Origin of the sequence: Nocardia sp. NBC_00416, assembly GCF_036032445.1 — a bacterium.
Taxonomy (GTDB): domain Bacteria; phylum Actinomycetota; class Actinomycetes; order Mycobacteriales; family Mycobacteriaceae; genus Nocardia.
The window spans coordinates 4,091,244-4,107,193 of record NZ_CP107932.1 but is presented as its reverse complement, the minus strand read 5'-3'; the positions used below and the strand labels follow the sequence as shown (position 1 = coordinate 4,107,193).

Annotated in this window: 17 protein-coding genes; 8 read left to right on the top strand and 9 right to left on the bottom strand. The window is 69.7% G+C overall.

The genetic code is table 11. The annotated features are described in order from the left end of the window. Positions 1 to 28 precede the first annotated feature (28 nt). Both OG804_RS17510 and OG804_RS17505 read right to left on the bottom strand, forming a co-directional pair. Positions 29 to 1,156, bottom strand: a complete 1,128-nt coding sequence (locus tag OG804_RS17510) for an acyl-CoA dehydrogenase family protein (RefSeq protein WP_328387817.1) — start codon at positions 1,154 to 1,156, stop codon at positions 29 to 31. A 9-nt stretch (positions 1,157 to 1,165) separates the two neighbouring features. After that, complete coding sequence (locus OG804_RS17505; protein WP_328387815.1) at positions 1,166 to 2,338, bottom strand: acyl-CoA dehydrogenase family protein; 1,173 nt, start codon at positions 2,336 to 2,338, stop codon at positions 1,166 to 1,168. Positions 2,339 to 2,564: 226 nt separating this feature from the next. On the opposite strand from OG804_RS17505, the gene OG804_RS17500 reads away from it, so the two are divergent. From OG804_RS17500 to OG804_RS17480, 5 genes are all read left to right on the top strand, one after another. After that, positions 2,565 to 3,311 (top strand): hypothetical protein, encoded by a 747-nt coding sequence (locus OG804_RS17500; protein ID WP_328387813.1) that lies wholly within the window; start codon positions 2,565 to 2,567, stop codon positions 3,309 to 3,311. Positions 3,312 to 3,401: 90 nt separating this feature from the next. After that, the gene (locus OG804_RS17495; RefSeq protein ID WP_328387811.1) at positions 3,402 to 4,082 is read left to right on the top strand and encodes an alpha/beta hydrolase; all 681 of its coding nucleotides are present in this window, start codon (positions 3,402 to 3,404) and stop codon (positions 4,080 to 4,082) included. Positions 4,083 to 4,121: 39 nt separating this feature from the next. Continuing rightward, positions 4,122 to 4,511: a hypothetical protein gene (locus tag OG804_RS17490; protein WP_328387809.1), complete on the top strand. Its 390-nt coding sequence runs from the start codon at positions 4,122 to 4,124 to the stop codon at positions 4,509 to 4,511. Beyond that, complete coding sequence (locus OG804_RS17485) at positions 4,504 to 5,763, top strand: WXG100 family type VII secretion target (protein ID WP_328387807.1); 1,260 nt, start codon at positions 4,504 to 4,506, stop codon at positions 5,761 to 5,763. Before OG804_RS17490 ends, OG804_RS17485 begins: the two co-directional genes overlap by 8 nt. Then, entirely contained in the window at positions 5,745 to 6,506 is a 762-nt protein-coding gene (locus OG804_RS17480) for an ESX secretion-associated protein EspG (RefSeq protein ID WP_328387805.1), read from the top strand. Before OG804_RS17485 ends, OG804_RS17480 begins: the two co-directional genes overlap by 19 nt. A 102-nt stretch (positions 6,507 to 6,608) precedes the next feature. Here OG804_RS17480 and OG804_RS17475 read toward each other — a convergent pair whose 3' ends face one another. Continuing rightward, positions 6,609 to 7,361, bottom strand: a complete 753-nt coding sequence (locus tag OG804_RS17475; RefSeq protein ID WP_328387804.1) for a hypothetical protein — start codon at positions 7,359 to 7,361, stop codon at positions 6,609 to 6,611. A gap of 299 nt (positions 7,362 to 7,660) precedes the next feature. Between OG804_RS17475 and OG804_RS17470 the strand changes: the two genes are divergently transcribed. From OG804_RS17470 to OG804_RS17460, 3 genes are all read left to right on the top strand, one after another. Then, a complete protein-coding gene (locus tag OG804_RS17470) occupies positions 7,661 to 7,960 on the top strand; it encodes a hypothetical protein (RefSeq protein ID WP_328387802.1) in 300 nt (99 codons plus the stop codon). 123 nt (positions 7,961 to 8,083) lie between these two features. Continuing rightward, positions 8,084 to 9,169 carry an S-(hydroxymethyl)mycothiol dehydrogenase gene (locus OG804_RS17465; protein WP_328387800.1) on the top strand — a complete coding sequence of 362 codons (1,086 nt, stop codon included), beginning with the start codon at positions 8,084 to 8,086 and terminating at the stop codon, positions 9,167 to 9,169. Next, positions 9,166 to 9,780 (top strand): MBL fold metallo-hydrolase, encoded by a 615-nt coding sequence (locus tag OG804_RS17460; RefSeq protein WP_328387799.1) that lies wholly within the window; start codon positions 9,166 to 9,168, stop codon positions 9,778 to 9,780. The genes OG804_RS17465 and OG804_RS17460 overlap by 4 nt, the downstream gene beginning before the upstream one ends. A 270-nt stretch (positions 9,781 to 10,050) precedes the next feature. Here the strand turns inward: OG804_RS17460 and OG804_RS17455 are convergent, their stop codons facing one another. The 6 genes from OG804_RS17455 to OG804_RS17430 are packed head-to-tail and all read right to left on the bottom strand — an operon-like array spanning position 10,051 to position 15,893. Further along, positions 10,051 to 10,530 (bottom strand): nitroreductase family deazaflavin-dependent oxidoreductase, encoded by a 480-nt coding sequence (locus OG804_RS17455; RefSeq protein ID WP_328387798.1) that lies wholly within the window; start codon positions 10,528 to 10,530, stop codon positions 10,051 to 10,053. A gap of 25 nt (positions 10,531 to 10,555) precedes the next feature. Next, the gene (locus tag OG804_RS17450) at positions 10,556 to 11,134 is read right to left on the bottom strand and encodes a TetR/AcrR family transcriptional regulator (RefSeq protein ID WP_328387796.1); all 579 of its coding nucleotides are present in this window, start codon (positions 11,132 to 11,134) and stop codon (positions 10,556 to 10,558) included. An 18-nt stretch (positions 11,135 to 11,152) separates the two neighbouring features. Beyond that, on the bottom strand, positions 11,153 to 12,619 hold the full coding sequence (locus OG804_RS17445) for an FAD-dependent oxidoreductase (RefSeq protein WP_328387794.1): 1,467 nt from the start codon (positions 12,617 to 12,619) through the stop codon (positions 11,153 to 11,155). After that, positions 12,619 to 13,623 (bottom strand): NAD(P)-dependent oxidoreductase, encoded by a 1,005-nt coding sequence (locus OG804_RS17440; protein WP_328387793.1) that lies wholly within the window; start codon positions 13,621 to 13,623, stop codon positions 12,619 to 12,621. The genes OG804_RS17445 and OG804_RS17440 overlap by 1 nt, the downstream gene beginning before the upstream one ends. Beyond that, complete coding sequence (locus OG804_RS17435) at positions 13,623 to 14,372, bottom strand: SDR family oxidoreductase (protein ID WP_328387792.1); 750 nt, start codon at positions 14,370 to 14,372, stop codon at positions 13,623 to 13,625. The genes OG804_RS17440 and OG804_RS17435 overlap by 1 nt, the downstream gene beginning before the upstream one ends. 51 nt (positions 14,373 to 14,423) lie before the next feature. After that, the gene (locus tag OG804_RS17430) at positions 14,424 to 15,893 is read right to left on the bottom strand and encodes an aldehyde dehydrogenase (RefSeq protein ID WP_328387791.1); all 1,470 of its coding nucleotides are present in this window, start codon (positions 15,891 to 15,893) and stop codon (positions 14,424 to 14,426) included. Positions 15,894 to 15,950: the final 57 nt, after the last annotated feature.

The following is a 15,950-nucleotide window of genomic DNA, read 5'->3' as shown; positions in this document are numbered from 1 at the left end:
GTCCGGGCGGGCGCCGGAAACGCGGGAGCTACAGCTCCGGCTGCGCGTAGTCGGCGACGCGATCCGACAGGATCCGCAGATGCTCCAGGCCACTGCCGAGTGTGCGCTCGATGGCAGTCAGCCGGGCCACGTAGTGACCCACCGGGTACTCCGAGGTCACGCCGATACCGCCGTGCATCTGGATCGCCTCCTGTCCGATGTGCCGCGCCGACCGGCCGACCTGCAGCCGCGCCCGGGACGCGATCACCGGGTTGCCGGCGTCCTCGACCAGGGAGGCAGTGAGGTAGTAGCTCATGCTGCGGGCCAGTTCCAGCGAGACGTACATGTTCGCGGCGCGCTGGGTCAGGGTTTGGAACTTCGACAAGGTGACGCCGAACTGTTTGCGGGTCTTGAGGTAGTCGGTGGTCAGTCGCAGCGACTCCTCCATCGCACCCACCGACTCCGCGCACAACCCGGCCTGGGCCCGGTTGAGCACCTCCCGCACGGCGGCGGTCGCGTCCGCCCCGGTGCCGAGGAGTTCGGCCGGGGTCCCGGCCAGCTCCACCTGCGCGCCGCGCAGACCGTCGACCGTCGCGTAGGAGGTCCGGGTGACACCCGTCGCGTCGGCGGCGACCAGGAACAGTCCGAGACCGCCGTCGGGCAGGGTCGCGCTGACCACCAGTTCGTCGGCGCAGTCGCCGTGCGGTACCGGGTTCTTGACGCCGGTGAGCGTGTAGCCCTCGCCCGCGGCGGTGGCCGCGGTGTCCACGGCGTGGTCGGGCCAGCGGGTACCCGGTTCACCGTGCGCGAAGGCGAGCAGTTTCGACCCGGCGGCGACCTCGGGCAGGATGCGCTGCCGCTGGTCGGTGGTGCCCAGTGCGCTGATCAGCCCGCCCGGTACCAGGACCGCGTCCAGCAGTGGTTCCGGCGCCAGCCGCCGCCCGATCTCCTCGAGCACCAGCATGGTCTCCACCGGACCGGCTTCCATCCCGCCGTCCTTCTCGTCGAAGCTCAGCCCGAGTACGCCGAGTTCGGCCAGCTGTCCCCACATCTGACGGCTCCAGCCGAGGTCGGTGGCGGTGACCTCGAGCCGGGACTCCGGGTTGTAGTGGCGATTCAGCAGGTCCCGCACCGTATCGCGGAGCAGGGCCTGTTCATCGGTGAGATCGAAATCCATTACCTGACCTCACAATCCGAGGATCGAGGAGGCGATGATGGTGCGCTGCACCTCGCTGGAACCTCCGTAGATGGTTGTCTTGCGGTAGTTGAGATAGCTCGGGCCGGTGCGCTGCGCCCATTCCGGCGAGGCGATAGCACCGGCGCCGACCGGCAGGGCGTCCGGTCCGGCGATGTCGAGCAGGAGTTCGGTGGCCGCCTGCTGCAGTTCCGAACCGCGCATCTTCAGCACCGACGACGCCGGGTTCGGTTTGCCCTCGACCGAGTTCGACACGACGCGCAACTGGGTGAGTTCGAGGGCGAGCAGTTCGTTCTCCAACTCGGCGATCCGCGCCGCGAACAGCGGATCGTCGAGCAGGGTCCCGGCACCGGACCTGGTGGCGGCCGCGTATTCCTTGGCCACCCCGATCCGGACCTTGGTGCGGCCGACCCCGGTGATTCCGGTGCGTTCGTTGCCCAGCAGGTACTTGGCGTAGGTCCAGCCCATGTTCTCCTCGCCGACCAGCTGGTCGGCGGGGACGCGGACGTTCTCGAAGAAGACCTCGTTGACCTCGTAACCGCCGTCGATCAACTTGATCGGCCGGACGGTGACGCCGGGCGATTTCACGTCGAAGAGCAGGAAGGAGATACCGGCCTGCTTCTTCGGGGCGTTCGGGTCGGTGCGGACCAGGCAGAAGATCCAGTCGGCCCACTGGGCCAGGGTGGTCCAGATCTTCTGGCCGTTGACGATGTAGGAATCACCGTCGCGGACCGCCGTGGTGCGCAGTGAGGCCAGATCCGAGCCCGCGTCGGGTTCGGAGAAGCCCTGGCACCACCAGATGTCGAGGTTGGCGGTGGGCGGCAGGAAGCGCTGTTTGAGTTCTTCGGACCCGAACTGCGCGATGACCGGGCCGACCATCGTGGCGTTGAACGTGAGCGGGTCCGGCACGCTGGCCAGCTGCATCTCGTCCTGCCACAGATGGCGCTGCATCGGGGTCCAGTCCTTGCCGCCCCAGGCCACCGGCCAGTTCGGCACGGCCAGGCCGTGCTCGTTGAGAATCTGGTGGGCCGTCACGATGTCCGCGCGGGACAGCTCGTGACCGTATTTCACGCGTTCACGGATCTCGGCCGGGATCGCCGTGGTGTAGATCTTCCGCAGTTCGTCACGGAAGGCGACCTCGTCGGGAGACAGAGTTAATTTCATACACATCTCCAAGTATGTCTCGATTGTCCCGCATAGAATTTACACCCCTCAGCAATCCTGCCGCGTCGAGTGCATCACATGTGGCCCGACCCCAGTGGGGATCGCCCCAGCCGAGAGCGGAGTGTGACCAGGCGGTGCCCCATAGAGGCTGGTACGTTGCTGCGGTGGGCAGGGGGTGCCGGCCGGTTCCGGCGCCGTCGCCACGATCGGATCTAGGGAGTCAGCAGTGCACAACAACATCGTCGCGCGCACCGCGGCCACGGCAGCCGCCCTCGGTATCAGTGCCGCGCTCACCTTCGCACCGGCGGCGGCCGCACCGGCGCCCACACCGGCCGAAACCGCGCTGAGCGCGCTCACCGAGCAGACCGCCGGCCAACCCGAAAACCACGCCGGAGTGGACGCGCTGGCCCACTACGCCGACTTCGTCGCCGCCAGCCACATCAGCACCATCGGGCAGTACACCCCTTTCGTGTACGCGGCCCCTACCTTCGGCTGCGGCAGTAACGGCCCGATCACCACGATCGTCGCGGCCGGCACCGCCAACGGCCCCAGTGCCAATATCCACGGCACGCCCGGCACCCTGACCTTCCACGCCACCCCCGGACACTCCGGTATCCCGGAGACCTCCGGTCTGGTGGTCGCCTGGATCAATATCAACAACGGGCGCAGCGGTCTCACCATGCTCGACGACCGGACCGAACTCGGGACGCCGTCGCTGTCGAAGACCGTGCCCAGCGGTCCCGGAACCGTCCTGGCGTCCATGTGGGGCACCATCAACTTTCCCGGCGCCCTCTGTGTGATGACCCCCACGGTCGGCATGTTCCCCGTCCCCGTCGAGCCCCTTCCCGCGCCGGCCCCGGCCCCGCAGTCGGCGCCCGCCGAACCCGGTGCTCCGGCGCCCGCACCTGCGCCTTCGCCGCAACCGGAGCCCGCGCCCGCGCCCGCCCCGCAGCCCGCGCCCGCCCCGGCCTAGCGGTCGCGCCGCCGCGACGCACCGCGCGCGGGGGCCGGCCGCGAATCGTGGCACCCCAACAGTCGCCGATTCTTTGCCAGAATCCGGCCCATGGGTTTCTTCGGCGGCGTCCGCGGTCGGCTGCACTATCGGTACCGGCCGGTCGAGGCGGCCGCGGCGGGCCTGGTGCTGCTGCCCGGTACAGGTCAGCACAGCGGGCATTATCACGAATTCGCGCGGCAGGTGAACAGCGCCGGTCTCGCGATCTGGACGTTGGATACCGCGGGGCAGGGCCTCAGCGAGGGAGACCCCGGGGCGCCCCCGATCCTGTCCGACCTCGTCGCCGACGCGGCGCGGTTCTTCGCGCTGGCGCGCGCGCAGGAGCCGGACCTCCCGCTGACCCTCATGGGTCATTCCCTGGGCGCGGTGACAGCACTCGCCGCGCTGGGCGCCACTCCGTCGTCGCTGGGCACTGCCACCGACACGGTTGGCCCGGCGCTGGACCCGCGCCTGCCCGTCGGCCTCGTGCTCTGCGGTACACCGCCCCGCGCCCTCGACGACCGGCCGGGTAATGCCGACTTGCCTCCGGCCCTGGCGGTGCACGGGGTGGACGACCGGCGCGCGTCGATCGAGCCGATCCGTGCCTGGGTCCGGCGGCGTGCGTCGGCGCGACTGTGCGAATACGCCGATGCCGGGCACGATCTGCTGCACGAACGCGTGCGTGCGCGAGTGACGGCGGATATCGTGCAGTGGACGCAGGAGATCGTCGCGGGGCCGGTGCGACGATCGTGAGATGCGCTGTGTGACAGCGAAGCAGGAAGGGGGACGCCGATGCAGCCGAATACGATCACCGCGCTCGGCGCGGCCGTGGACGACGGGCAACTGTGGATCGACAGCGTGCTGGTGGCCGAGGGCGCACCCGAACGGTGCGCACAGCGCTACGAACAACTGGCCGATCAGGTGGACGCGCAGATCGAAACCCTCACCGCGGCGGTATCGCTGCCCGGTTTCGGCGGTTTCGCCTCGGGCGCCGCGCTGCGCGGCGGATTCGAGGGCAAGGCCACCGAGGCCATCGCGGCGCTGCGCCGGTACTCCGGGACGGCCCGGCAGCTCGCACACACCTTCCGGGCCGCCGCCGCGGCCTATCAGCAGTCCGATACCGAGGTGTCCGCCGCGCTCGGCGCGGCCGTCCCCGAACCGACGGGAGTCTCCGGTGCGTGAACTGCCCCGTGGCGGCATGCGCGGCGTCCACTACCGGGTCGACCCGGATTACGCGCCCACCGTGGAAGTGTTCGACAACCTCACCCATCAGGAGATCCACGCCGGTGTCGCCCTGATGGACCCGTCCGTGCTGCAGACCGGAGGTCAGGCCTGGCAGGGCGCGGCGACCGGACTCACCGATGCGGTGGACCGGGCGCATACCGAGATCCAGGGCGCCATCGCCGACGGCTGGCGCGGCGCCGCCGCGGGGGTGGCTGTGGCCGCGGTCCGGGATTTCGAGTCGGCCGGGCGGCAGCTCGCCGATGTTCTCGCCACGGTCGGGCAGCGGCTCCGCCGCGCCGGTGACGCCGCGGAGACATTGCGCGCCGGAGTTCCCGAACCCTCGGGAGCCGAACCGGATCTCGCCGCGGCGCTGCTCGATCCGCGAACCGCCACCGATAACGTCGCGGTGGTGCGGGCGGCCGACGACGACCGAGCCGATGTGGTCCGGGTGATGGAGAGCGTCTACAACGGCGCCTTCGTTCCGACGGGCGCACAGGTGCCCGCGTTCCCGGACCTGCCCGATTCCACCTCCGCCGCCGCGCCGGCCGCGGTTCTTCCGCCGGTCACCGTCGCCCCGGTCGCGGATACGGCTGCGGGACAGAATCCCGCCCACCCGCAGCCGGTGGCCGTGGCCGTCCCCGACGAGCAGACCGACCCGCCCCGGCCCGCCGCTGCGGCGGCTACCGGTACCGGACAGCAGGTCCTGACCGGCGCCGTCCCGGATGGGGCCGGAACCACACCCGAGGCCCCGCCGGAGACCACTGTCGCGGGCACCGCCCAGCCGCCCGCCGCCCCCGCGGCAGCCGCCCCCGCCGCCGCTGCGGGGGTTACCGGCGTCGCTCCGGCGTCCAGCGCGCCCGCGGCGAGCGTCCCCGTGTTCGCCGCACCCGTCCGTCCGGCCGGTTCGGGCGGCGACCAGGAACGCACTCGTGATGAGCAACAGCGTCATTCGGGCGGTGAGGCGGTCACCGGAATGGGCGCGGGCGCGATCGGCGGGATGCTGGGCGGTGCCATGGCGGCCGATACCGTTCGCTCGGGCGCCCCGGTCGCGCCGGTGCGTGCCGACCGGGCCGAGCCGGACGAGGACGAACTCCACTTCACCGACGAGGAACTCACCTACCTGGAACCGGGCGACCCGGCCGGGCCGCTGATCGGCGCCCTGGACCCGACCACCCCGCCGGTCCTGGGCGAGTGGACCGAAGCGGAGTGAACTGGATCCTCACCCCGGACCAGTTCGCGCTGGCATGGGAACGAACGGTCGGCGACCGGATTCCCTATCCGCTGGCGGTACGCCTGTCGGCCCGTGATTCCGTCGAGCGCACCGCGCAACTGCCCGCGCTGCGGCACTGGTGCGACACCACGCTCGACGCGGACCTGGAAGCCGCGCTGCGGGTGCTGGCCGGGCCCGAGGTGAGTGTGGCGGCGTTCGGGCAGGACGGCGAGGGTGCACCGACCGTGCGGGTGCTCGGCGCGTCGGCGGGCCAGATCGCGGTGGTGGCCACCCAGCGGGCGGCTGCGCGACCGGACCGGGGCGGCGAACTGCGGATCACCGTGGCGACCACGACCTCGTTGCCGGTGCGGGTGGTCTCGGCGCTACCGGCCGTCCCCGCCGGAGCGGGCGAACGCCTGCGCGCGCCGCGCGCCGAGGTCGCGGTGGACAGCCGTGACCGGGTGACAGTTCCCGTCTCCGGGCCCGCGGTGCCGACTCGGATACGTAAGCGATTGAAACAGCAGCGCGACGGTATCGGCCAGATCGTCGTATCGGTACACCGCGCCGCCGGAGCGAAACCGTTCGGCGTGCTGTGCTGGGTGGATATCGCCGGGGACGGCCGCTACGCGGTGCACACCGGTAAGGACGTCGAAGTCGCCGGGGTGGGCGCCGAAGGGTTCACCAACGCGCTGCGGCCGATGGTGGCCGCCGCCGCCCGGGCCGTGGCCTACGCCGAACGCTGAGTCCCGCCGCTCGATGCGGTCTTTCGTTATCGCCGAGCACGGTGTCGAGCCGGGTGGCGGCGAGGGCCGCGAGGAGATCGGCTCCGGCCGCCGGGGTCGCGGTTACCTGGTGCGGATCGGTCCGGTCGGCTCGGTGGTCACCGGGCCCGGAAGTGCGTCGGCGCGGTCGGGCGTGGGGGTCTCGGTGGTCGGTACGACCGCGCGCGGCGCCGATTGCACTTCGGGTGTCGGCGTCGGTGCGGGTGCCTCCGAGGGCGTTTCCGTGGTCTCGGCTCCGGGGGCCGCCCGCTCGCCTTCGGCGGCCGGGGGCGCGGGGGGCTGTTCGGGCGCGCCCGGGGCAGCGGTTTCGGCGTTCGTCGGGACCGGGGCTGTCACCACGGTGGTCGGCGGCGCGGGTGCCGGGACCGGGGATTCGGTGTACGCCGGTGCGATTTCCGGTCCGGGCACCGAGGCCGTGGTCCAGTTCGGCTCGGTCGGCGGTGTCGGGCCGGGGGTGGCCGAGAGGGTGACCGGGCGAGTGCTGGTCGCGCTCTCGTCGCCGGTCGGATCGTCCTCGGCGCCGGGCGGCGTGGAAGCGGTGACCGAGATCTGGTATTCCGGCGGGAGTGTGCGCCGGGGCGGCGGTTCGGGGGCCATCCGCCAGCTGGGCGACGGCGGTATCAGCACTTTGGCGACGCTGGTGGAGACTTCGCCGGTGTAGTGCACCTGTTCGGCGGCCTGCGGACCCGAACGGATCGGGGGCGGCGGCACATAGGTGTCGTCCTGGCCGATTCCGCACGCGCCGATGAGCACCAGCCCGAGGGAAACCGCGCCGGCGGCCGCCAGGGGACCGGCGACCTTCGTTTTGCTGTCCATCGGTGACGCTCCTGTGATATGTCAGTGGCCCAACCTTAATTGAGCGTGCCGGTGAGAACTAGTCCCTGTCGCCCGATCGCCCTGGTTACCCGGTGTGCGAGAGCCAACGGGGGGTACGGTTCAGGTATCGAATTGATATCAGCCGCGTGTCGCGAGCTTGTGTCGCGTAACAATCTTCGGGTTGTGGTCGTAGCGTATGTTGCTGAAGTGACGCATGAGACACCGGAGAGTTTCTCGGTGACCATGCACTGAAGTGGTAGGCGCAAAACGATTTACGGATCGGCGCCATCGAGGAGTAGATGATGGGAGACCAGACCACCACCGACCTGCCGGGTTCGGCGGAGGTGCCCGCTGTTTCGGCGGCGTCCCCGGAACCGGCGGTGGATTCCGCGGCACGCGGAACGGGTGGCACAGTGGGCAGAGTGCTGGGCTGGCTGGTTTTCGCCGGTGGGCTGGGTGCGGCGGTCATCGGTATCGCGATCCTGAACGTGGTGCTCAGCGTCGTCGGTCTCATACTGGCGTGCACCGCGGGATTGACTCTTCTGAAATTGCGGGCCGACGGCCCCGGTCCGGAGCCCGAGGCGGGCGTCGCCGGCTGACCCGGTCCGGACCTTCGGCCGCTGCGCGGCCATGATCCGTCGTTGTGCCTGCCCGCCCACTCCCGAGGCGGATAACGTATGCGGTATCGCGCATTGCCGCATTACCGCCCGAGAGGAGATGCTGTGCCACAGCAGGTTCGAGGAGTCATCGCCCGCAGTTCCGGCGCCCCGGTCGAACTGGTCCCGATCGTCATCCCCGACCCAGGTCCCCGCGATGTCGTGGTGCGGATCCAGGCGTGCGGGGTCTGCCACACCGACCTGACCTACCGCGAGGGCGGTATCAACGACGAATTCCCGTTCCTGCTCGGCCACGAGGCCGCGGGAGTGGTGGAGACGGTGGGTTCGGCGGTCACCCATGTGGAACCCGGCGATTTCGTCGTCCTGAACTGGCGCGCGGTCTGCGGCCAGTGCCGTGCGTGCAAACGCGGTCGCCCCTGGTATTGCTTCGACACGTTCAACGCCAGTGTGCCGATGACCCTCGAGGACGGCACCGAACTCACCCCGGCGCTCGGTATCGGCGCCTTCGCGGACAAGACCCTCGTCCACGAGGGGCAGTGCACCAAGGTGGATCCCGAGACCGACCCGGCAGTCGCCGGACTGCTCGGTTGCGGGGTGATGGCGGGGCTGGGCGCCGCCGTGAACACCGGGAACGTCGGCCGCGGCGATTCGGTGGCGGTACTGGGCTGCGGCGGTGTGGGGGACGCGGCGATCGCCGGCGCCCGGCTGGCCGGGGCGGGCACCATCATCGCGGTGGACACCGACGCCCGGAAACTCGAATGGGCGCGCGAACTGGGTGCGACCCACACGATCGACGCGTCCGACGCCGACGCGGTAGCCGGAATCCAGGATCTCACCGACGGTTTCGGCGCGGATGTGGTGATCGACGCGGTCGGCCGCCCGGAAACCTGGAAGCAGGCCTTCTACGCCCGCGACCTGGCGGGCACCGTGGTGCTGGTCGGTGTGCCCACACCCGATATGACGCTCGAGATGCCGCTGATCGATTTCTTCAGCCGCGGTGGATCGCTCAAATCGTCCTGGTACGGCGACTGCCTGCCGGAACGGGATTTCCCGATGCTGATCGACCTGTACCGGCAGGGCCGGCTGCCACTGGACAAGTTCGTGACCGAGCGGATCGGCCTGGACGCGGTGGAGCAGGCCTTCCACACCATGCACGGCGGGCAGGTCCTGCGCTCGGTGGTGGTCCTGTGACGGTCCGGATCGAGCGGGTCGTGACCGAGGGCCAGTTCTGCCTCGACGGCGGCTGCTGGGACGTGGCGAACAACATCTGGCTCATCGGCGACGACAGCGAGGTGCTGATCATCGATGCCGCCCATACCGCGCAGCCGATACTCGAGGCGGTGGCCGGACGTCGGGTGACGGCGATCGTGTGCACGCACGCGCACAACGATCACGTCACCGTCGCCCCCACCCTCTCGGCGGCCACCGGCGCACCCATCCACCTGCACCCCGACGACGACGTGCTCTGGCAACAGACCCATCCCGGCGTCGAATACCGTGCGCTCGCCGCGGACGAGGTCTTCCGGATAGGCGGCGCGGAACTACGCGTACTGCACACTCCCGGCCATTCACCCGGATCGTGCTGCCTGTATCTCCCGGCAGCCGGTGCGCTGTTCAGCGGGGATACGTTGTTCGAGGGCGGTCCGGGCGCCACCGGGCGTTCCTACTCGGACTACCCGACCATCCTCGTCTCGATCAACGAAACGCTGTTCGCGCTGCCGGACGAGACCGTGGTGCACACCGGGCACGGGCCGGACACCACGGTCGGCGCCGAACGCGCCAACGTTCCCGCGCACCCCTGACGGGCGCATACCCGAGAGACGGCGGCACCCGAACGGGCGCCGCCGTCTCGTTCTGTTGAACGTGGACGACGGCGATCGGGTCGGCGTCCGCAGGCATCGGACGCTCTCGCGGCAGGTCCGCCCGGCGGGCAGAGGGACTCGGCGCCGCCACTCGCCGCCCGATTCGTTTCCGCGGCGCGCGATCTCCGCCGGCGGCCCGCTGCGGGTCGCGGTGGATCCCGGGCGGAGTCCGGCGGTCCCGGGGGATCGCCGGCGGACCGGCCGTCGCGATCAGGAGGTGCGCGGGGCGAGCACGAACACCGGGATGCGGCGTTCGGTCCAGGACTGGTAGTTGTCGAAATCCGCGTACAGTTCCAGCAGTTTCGGCCACAGCCGGTCGCGTTCGGCGTCGTCGGCGAGACGAGCCCGCACCGGAAGCTTCTCCTTGCCGATCTGAACCGTGGTATCCGGTTGTGCGACCAGGTTGTAGTACCACTGCGGATTCTTCGGCAGCCCGCCCTGCGAGGCCACGACGACGATATTCGCCTCGTCGCGCAGGTACAGCAGCGGGATCGTGAACTGCTTACCGGATTTGCGGCCGGTGTGCTCGAGCAGCAGGGTGGGAACCGGTTTACGGAATCCCGACCCCACCCGCCAGGTGCCGCCGATCCGGCCGCCGGTACGCCGGTAGGCCCAGGTGTTGACCTTGGACATGTATTTGATGACGGTCGGCACGAAGGACGAATCGAGTTGTTTGGGACGGTTGTTCATGCTGGTAAAGCTTCTTTCCGAATGTTCAGCGCAGGATCAGCAGCGCTGATTTCTCGATCAGATCGGCGATATCTGCGTAGGAGGCGTACCCCATGCCCGCCCGCACCAGCGCCCCCGCGTAGACGAGCTCGAGCGAGACGACCACTTCGGGATCCGGATCCGGCCCCAGGGCGCGCTCGATCCGGGTGCGGATCTCCAGGCCGATCCGGGCCCGCAGATGGGCGACATCGGGGTCGCGGCCCAGCAGCGCGCTGGTGACCGCCCCGGCGACCTCCTGATCGTCGGCGACCAGCAGGGCGATGGAACGCAGTTCGGCCACCACCCGGATCGTGGAATCGGGATCCTCGGTGACCGGTGAGGGCGCCCCGACCAGCCGCCGCCAGAAGATCTCGGCGACCAGGTGCTCCTTCGACGAGAAATAGGTGTACGCGGTGGCGGTGCCGACACCGGCCGCGGCGGCGACCATTCGAATGGTCATTCCCGCGAACCCCTCGCGTGCCAGCACCTCCACCGCTGCCTTCGTCAGCTTGTCGACCGTATCCGCCTGTTTCGCGGACAGGCGGCGACGGGTCGCTTCTACGACGGCAGGTTCACCTTCGGACATGTGTCTGAATGTACCGTTTCAGTTCTTCGCGGCCGCAATCCCGGCTCGGCGGCCGTAGAAGCTGCCGTCGCCGAGTGAGGTCCCGCTGGCGTAGCCGCCCGCGCAGACCCCGGAGGTGCAGCGTCCCGCGGCGAACAACCCGGGGATGGGTTCTCCGTTCACGTGCAGCACCCGCGAATCCAGGTCGGTGCGCAGGCCGCCGAGGGTGAAACCGGCGGTGAACCCGCGCATATCGAACGCGGCGAACGGGCCCTCGAGCAGCTTCGTCCATTCGGGTTTCTTGCCGAGCAGCGGATCCGAACCGGTGGCCGCGTGCTTGTTGTACAGCTCCACGGTGGTCTGCAACGCCAGTTCGGGCAGCCCCATATCGGATTCCAGCTCGGCGATGGTCTCGGCGGCCCAGGTGGGGGGCTGCCGGAAGAACGGTGTGGAGGTCTCGGTGGTCAGCGACTCCTCGTAGGCGGCTTCGCCGATGATCAGATACGCCTGGTTGTCCTGATGGAACAGCGTCATCTGGCCGATCCGGCCGGGATAGGTGTCCTCCGGGACATAACGCTGACCGCGGCCGTTCACCAGGATTCCGCGCGCCATCATCTGCGGATCGCCGAAGAACGCGACCTCGGTGGCGTCCATATGGGCCAGGTCCGCGCCCAAGGCCTGGGCCACCCGGATGGCGATGCCGTCGTGCTCCTCGATCGCGGCGCCCGGCCGCCCGATCAACCGCGGGGCGAATCCCTCGATCATCTGATCGTGGTAGGCGAAACTGCCGGTGGCCAGGACGACCCCGCGCTCGGCGCGGACGGTCAGTTCCTTGCCGTACTGCTTGGCCACCACGCCGACCACCCGGTCGCCGTCGACGATCAGTCGCTGGATCCGGGTGTCGTATTCGGCGGCGACACCGAGCTTTTCCGCAGTTTCGGCGAGCGGTTTCATCAGCATGTAGCCGCCGCCCTTCGAACCGGTCCGCTTATTGCTCATCTGCGGGACGTGGCCGCGCGGGGCGGGGTCGGCGACGGCGTTGAAGGGGGCGGCGTTCTCGCCGCCGGAGTACATCAGTCCCTCGTCGTGCGGGGGCTCCCAACCGGGCTCACCCCAGAACTCCGCTTTGAACGGCACCCCGTTGCCGACCAGCCATTCGTAGTGCTCGACGCTGCCGCGGCAGTAGTCGGCGATCTTGGCCTCGTCCACCCCCGGCCCGAGCGCGGCGATCATGAATTTCTCCATGTTCTCCGGGCTGTCCTCGAAGCCGAGCGCCTGCTGCAGCGGTGTGCCGCCGCCGAGGTAGATGAATCCACCGGCCAGCGCCGCCGCGCCGCCCCAGCCGCTGGTGCGTTCCAGGATCAGTACCTGGGACCCGGCCCGCGCGGCCTCGATGGCGGCGCAGACTCCGGCGACCCCGTAACCGGCGACGACCACATCGGCGGTGCGGTCCCAAGCGGTGACCTCGGCGGCCGGTAGTGGTCGGAGAGATGTGGTGTCGGCCATTATTCGGATTCCTTACTGTCGTTCCGCTCGCCGATGGTGACACGCTCCCGCTCGGTGGCGATATCTCGCTCCCGCTCGGTGGCGATGTCTCGCTCCCGCTCGGTGGCGATGTCTCGCTCCCGCTCGGTGGCGATCTCGCCCCGCCCCACCCCGAGCCCCTCGCCGAAACGTGTCAGTGCCGACGCCGCCAGCGGCAGTTCGGCGCCGACCCGGTCGCCGAGATCCAGTGCCAGCGCGAGATCCTTCTCGCCGAGTTCGCGGACGTGGGTGAGAATCGGCAGCCAGAAATCGCCCTCTTCGATGGGGGCGGTCGTATCGCGGAGCATGATCGAGCCCGCCCCGCCGGTGACGGCGTCGGAGTGGCGGACCACCTTGCCCAATACCGTGATGTCGAGCCCGGCGGCCTCGGCCAGCCGCTGCGCCTCGGTGGCGGCGGTGAACGAGATGAAATGCAGCAGATTGCGTGCCAGCTTCATCCGGGTCCCGGCCCCGACCTCGCCGGCGTGCACGACCATATCCGCGAAACAGCCGAAGGGTTCGCGTACCGCGGCGACCGCGTTCGCGCTGCCGCCGATCATCACCGCCAGCCGGCCGCTGTCCGCGCCCGCCGCGCCGCCGCTGACCGGGGCGTCGATCAGTTCCACCCCGCGGTCGGCGCACAGCCGCGCGAATTCGGCCGCGGATTCGTCGCTGATGGTGGAGTGCACCGCCACCACGGCCCCCGGCGCGGCGGCGGCGAGCACGCCGTTGTCGCCGGTGAGGACGGCACGGACCTGCTGGTCGTTCACCACGGCGATACAGATGATCCCGCATTTCGCGGCCACCTCGGCCGCGGTGGCGGCGGCTTCGGCGCCCGCGGCCGTGAACGGTTCCAGTGCTTCGGCGCGGGTATCGCAGACGGTGAGCCCGCCGGACCAGCCCTGCAGTTTCTTGGCCATCGGCGCCCCCATCGACCCCAGGCCGATGAACCCGACCCGGGTTCCGGCGCCACCGTCAGCGCTCATCAGCGGATCACCTGCCCGCCGTCGACACAGAAGATCTGACCGGTGACCCAGGAGGCGTCGTCGGAGAGCAGGTAGAGCAGCGCTCCGGCCAGATCCTCGGGCGTGCCCATCCGCTTGAGCGGCAGCCGGTTCACCATGTCCTTGACCATGTTCGCGGGTGTGGTGCTCTTGGTCGCCTCGGTGTCGGTGGGGCCGGGCGCGATCGCGTTGACCCGGATATTCGAGCCGCCGAGTTCGGTGGCCAGCTGCTGGGTGAGGCCGTTGACGCCCACCTTGGCCAGCCCGTAGAAACCGGAGTACACCCAGGCCGCCGTCGAGGACTGGTTGACGATCGAGCCGCCGCCGTTGGCGGCCATGTTCTCCCAGACCGCGCGGGTCATCACCAGTGCGCCGTCCAGGTTCACCGACATGAACTTCTTGTAGTAGTCCCAGGGCACGGTGAGCAGCAGGTCGAGTTTCATTCCGCCGTAGATGGCGGCGTTGTTGACCAGATGATCGATCTTGCCGTACTTCTCGACGGTGAAATCGGCCAGTGCCTTGGCAGATTCGGGATCGGAGACGTCGACCGGGTGGAAGGCCGCGGTCCCGCCGTCGGCGACGATCTTCTCGGCGACGGCCGTACCGCCCTCGGCGTTCAGGTCGGCGACGACGACCGACGCGCCCTCGGCGGCCAGTGCCTGCGCGTAGACCTCGCCGATACCGCGGGCCGCGCCCGTGACGATGGCCGACCGGCCGGTGAAACGAGCCATGAGATGAGCTCCTCGCTGGTTGGGAAAGCTTGGCTGGAAGTGGTTCGGGATCTACTGGGCGGTGGCGACGAGCTTGGTCTCGAGGTACTCCTCGAATCCCGCGACACCCATCTCACGGCCGATACCGGACTGCTTGTAGCCGCCGAACGGCGCGTCGGCGCTGTACCACATGCCGCCGTTGACGCCGAGCGTTCCGGTGCGCACCCGATCGGTGACGTGGCGGATCCGCGCGGGGTCGGTGCCCCAGACCGCGCCGGACAGGCCGTACGGGGAATCGTTGGCGATGCGGACGGCGTCGTCGTCGCCGTCGTAGGGGAGGACGACGAGCACCGGCCCGAAGATCTCCTCCTGGGCGGCCTTCGCGCTGTTGTCCAGGTCGGCGATCACGGTGGGTTCGACGTAGAACCCGCGCTCGTGCTCGGTGGGCCGGCCGCCGCCGACGACGATCCGGCCGCCGTCGGCGCGGGCGCTGTCGATATAGCCCAGTACCCGGGTCCGCTGGCGGTCGGAGATCACCGGGCCGCAGATGGTTCCGGGGTTGGTGGGATCGCCGGGCCGGATTCCGCGCATGGTCGCGGCGGCCGCTTCGAGCGCTTCCTCGTAGCGGGCGCGCGGCACCAGCAGCCGGGTGGACAGGGCGCAGCCCTGGCCGGCGTGCACGCACAGCGAGAATCCGGCGTAGCCCACCGCGGTGCCCAGGTCGGCGTCGTCGAGCACGATGAACGCCGATTTGCCGCCCAGTTCCAGGAAGGTCTTCTTCAGATTCGCCGCGGCGCCGGCCATCACGGCGCGACCGGTGTTGGTGGAACCGGTGAAGCTGATCAGGTCGACTCGCGGGTCGGTGGACAGCTGCGCGCCCAGGCCGTGATCGGCGGAGGTGATGATATTGACCACCCCGGGCGGGATATCGGTCTCCTCGGTGATGATCGAGGCCAGGGCCGCCGCGCACCAGGGCGTATCGGGCGCCGGTTTCAGTACGACGGTGTTGCCCGCCGCCAGCGCGGGACCCAGTTTCGCGAAGTTGATCTGGTGCGGGAAGTTCCACGGGGTGATCGCGCCGACCACGCCGATCGCTTCTTTCCGCAGCACTCGATGGGTGCTGATGCCCATCGGCGCGGCCACCCCGAGTTCGGTTTCCCACTTGTAGTCGCGGGCCAGTCCGATGGCGAAACTCAGATCCGCCACGGGCCCTTCGAGCTGGGGGCCGCTGGTGAACATGATCGGTGCGCCGACCTCGGCCACGGTGATCTCGCGCAGCTCCTCGGCGTGCGCTGTGAGCGCTGTCTGGAGCTGTTCGAGGCAGCGGACCCGGAAGGCGTGGTCGCGAGACCAGTCGGTGTCGTCGAAAGCCGTACGCGCGGCGGCGATCGCGGCGTTCATATCCGCCGCGTCGGCATCGGCCGCGGTGCCGATGACCTGCTCGGTTGCCGGGTTCACATTGTCGAACACGCCGTTGCCGCCGCCGACCAGGCTGCCGCCGATCAGCAGTCGAGAACTGTCGCCGGGCAGAAGACTGTTCATGAAAGACCCCAATACTGTCTGGACAGGTGTATGGAATATAGTCCGGAATCTTCGGCG

What these genes read in the sequence shown, in the direction of transcription:
- OG804_RS17430 (WP_328387791.1), bottom strand. Translation starts at nt 15,893, where the DNA reads ATGAACAGTCTTCTGCCCGGCGACAGTTCTCGACTGCTGATCGGCGGC.
- OG804_RS17445 (WP_328387794.1), bottom strand. Translation starts at nt 12,619, where the DNA reads ATGGCCGACACCACATCTCTCCGACCACTACCGGCCGCCGAGGTCACC.
- OG804_RS17475 (WP_328387804.1), bottom strand. Translation starts at nt 7,361, where the DNA reads ATGGACAGCAAAACGAAGGTCGCCGGTCCCCTGGCGGCCGCCGGCGCG.
- OG804_RS17435 (WP_328387792.1), bottom strand. Translation starts at nt 14,372, where the DNA reads ATGGCTCGTTTCACCGGCCGGTCGGCCATCGTCACGGGCGCGGCCCGC.
- OG804_RS17490 (WP_328387809.1), top strand. Translation starts at nt 4,122, where the DNA reads ATGCAGCCGAATACGATCACCGCGCTCGGCGCGGCCGTGGACGACGGG.
- OG804_RS17510 (WP_328387817.1), bottom strand. Translation starts at nt 1,156, where the DNA reads ATGGATTTCGATCTCACCGATGAACAGGCCCTGCTCCGCGATACGGTG.
- OG804_RS17505 (WP_328387815.1), bottom strand. Translation starts at nt 2,338, where the DNA reads ATGAAATTAACTCTGTCTCCCGACGAGGTCGCCTTCCGTGACGAACTG.
- OG804_RS17440 (WP_328387793.1), bottom strand. Translation starts at nt 13,623, where the DNA reads ATGAGCGCTGACGGTGGCGCCGGAACCCGGGTCGGGTTCATCGGCCTG.
- OG804_RS17450 (WP_328387796.1), bottom strand. Translation starts at nt 11,134, where the DNA reads ATGTCCGAAGGTGAACCTGCCGTCGTAGAAGCGACCCGTCGCCGCCTG.
- OG804_RS17495 (WP_328387811.1), top strand. Translation starts at nt 3,402, where the DNA reads ATGGGTTTCTTCGGCGGCGTCCGCGGTCGGCTGCACTATCGGTACCGG.
- OG804_RS17470 (WP_328387802.1), top strand. Translation starts at nt 7,661, where the DNA reads ATGATGGGAGACCAGACCACCACCGACCTGCCGGGTTCGGCGGAGGTG.
- OG804_RS17455 (WP_328387798.1), bottom strand. Translation starts at nt 10,530, where the DNA reads ATGAACAACCGTCCCAAACAACTCGATTCGTCCTTCGTGCCGACCGTC.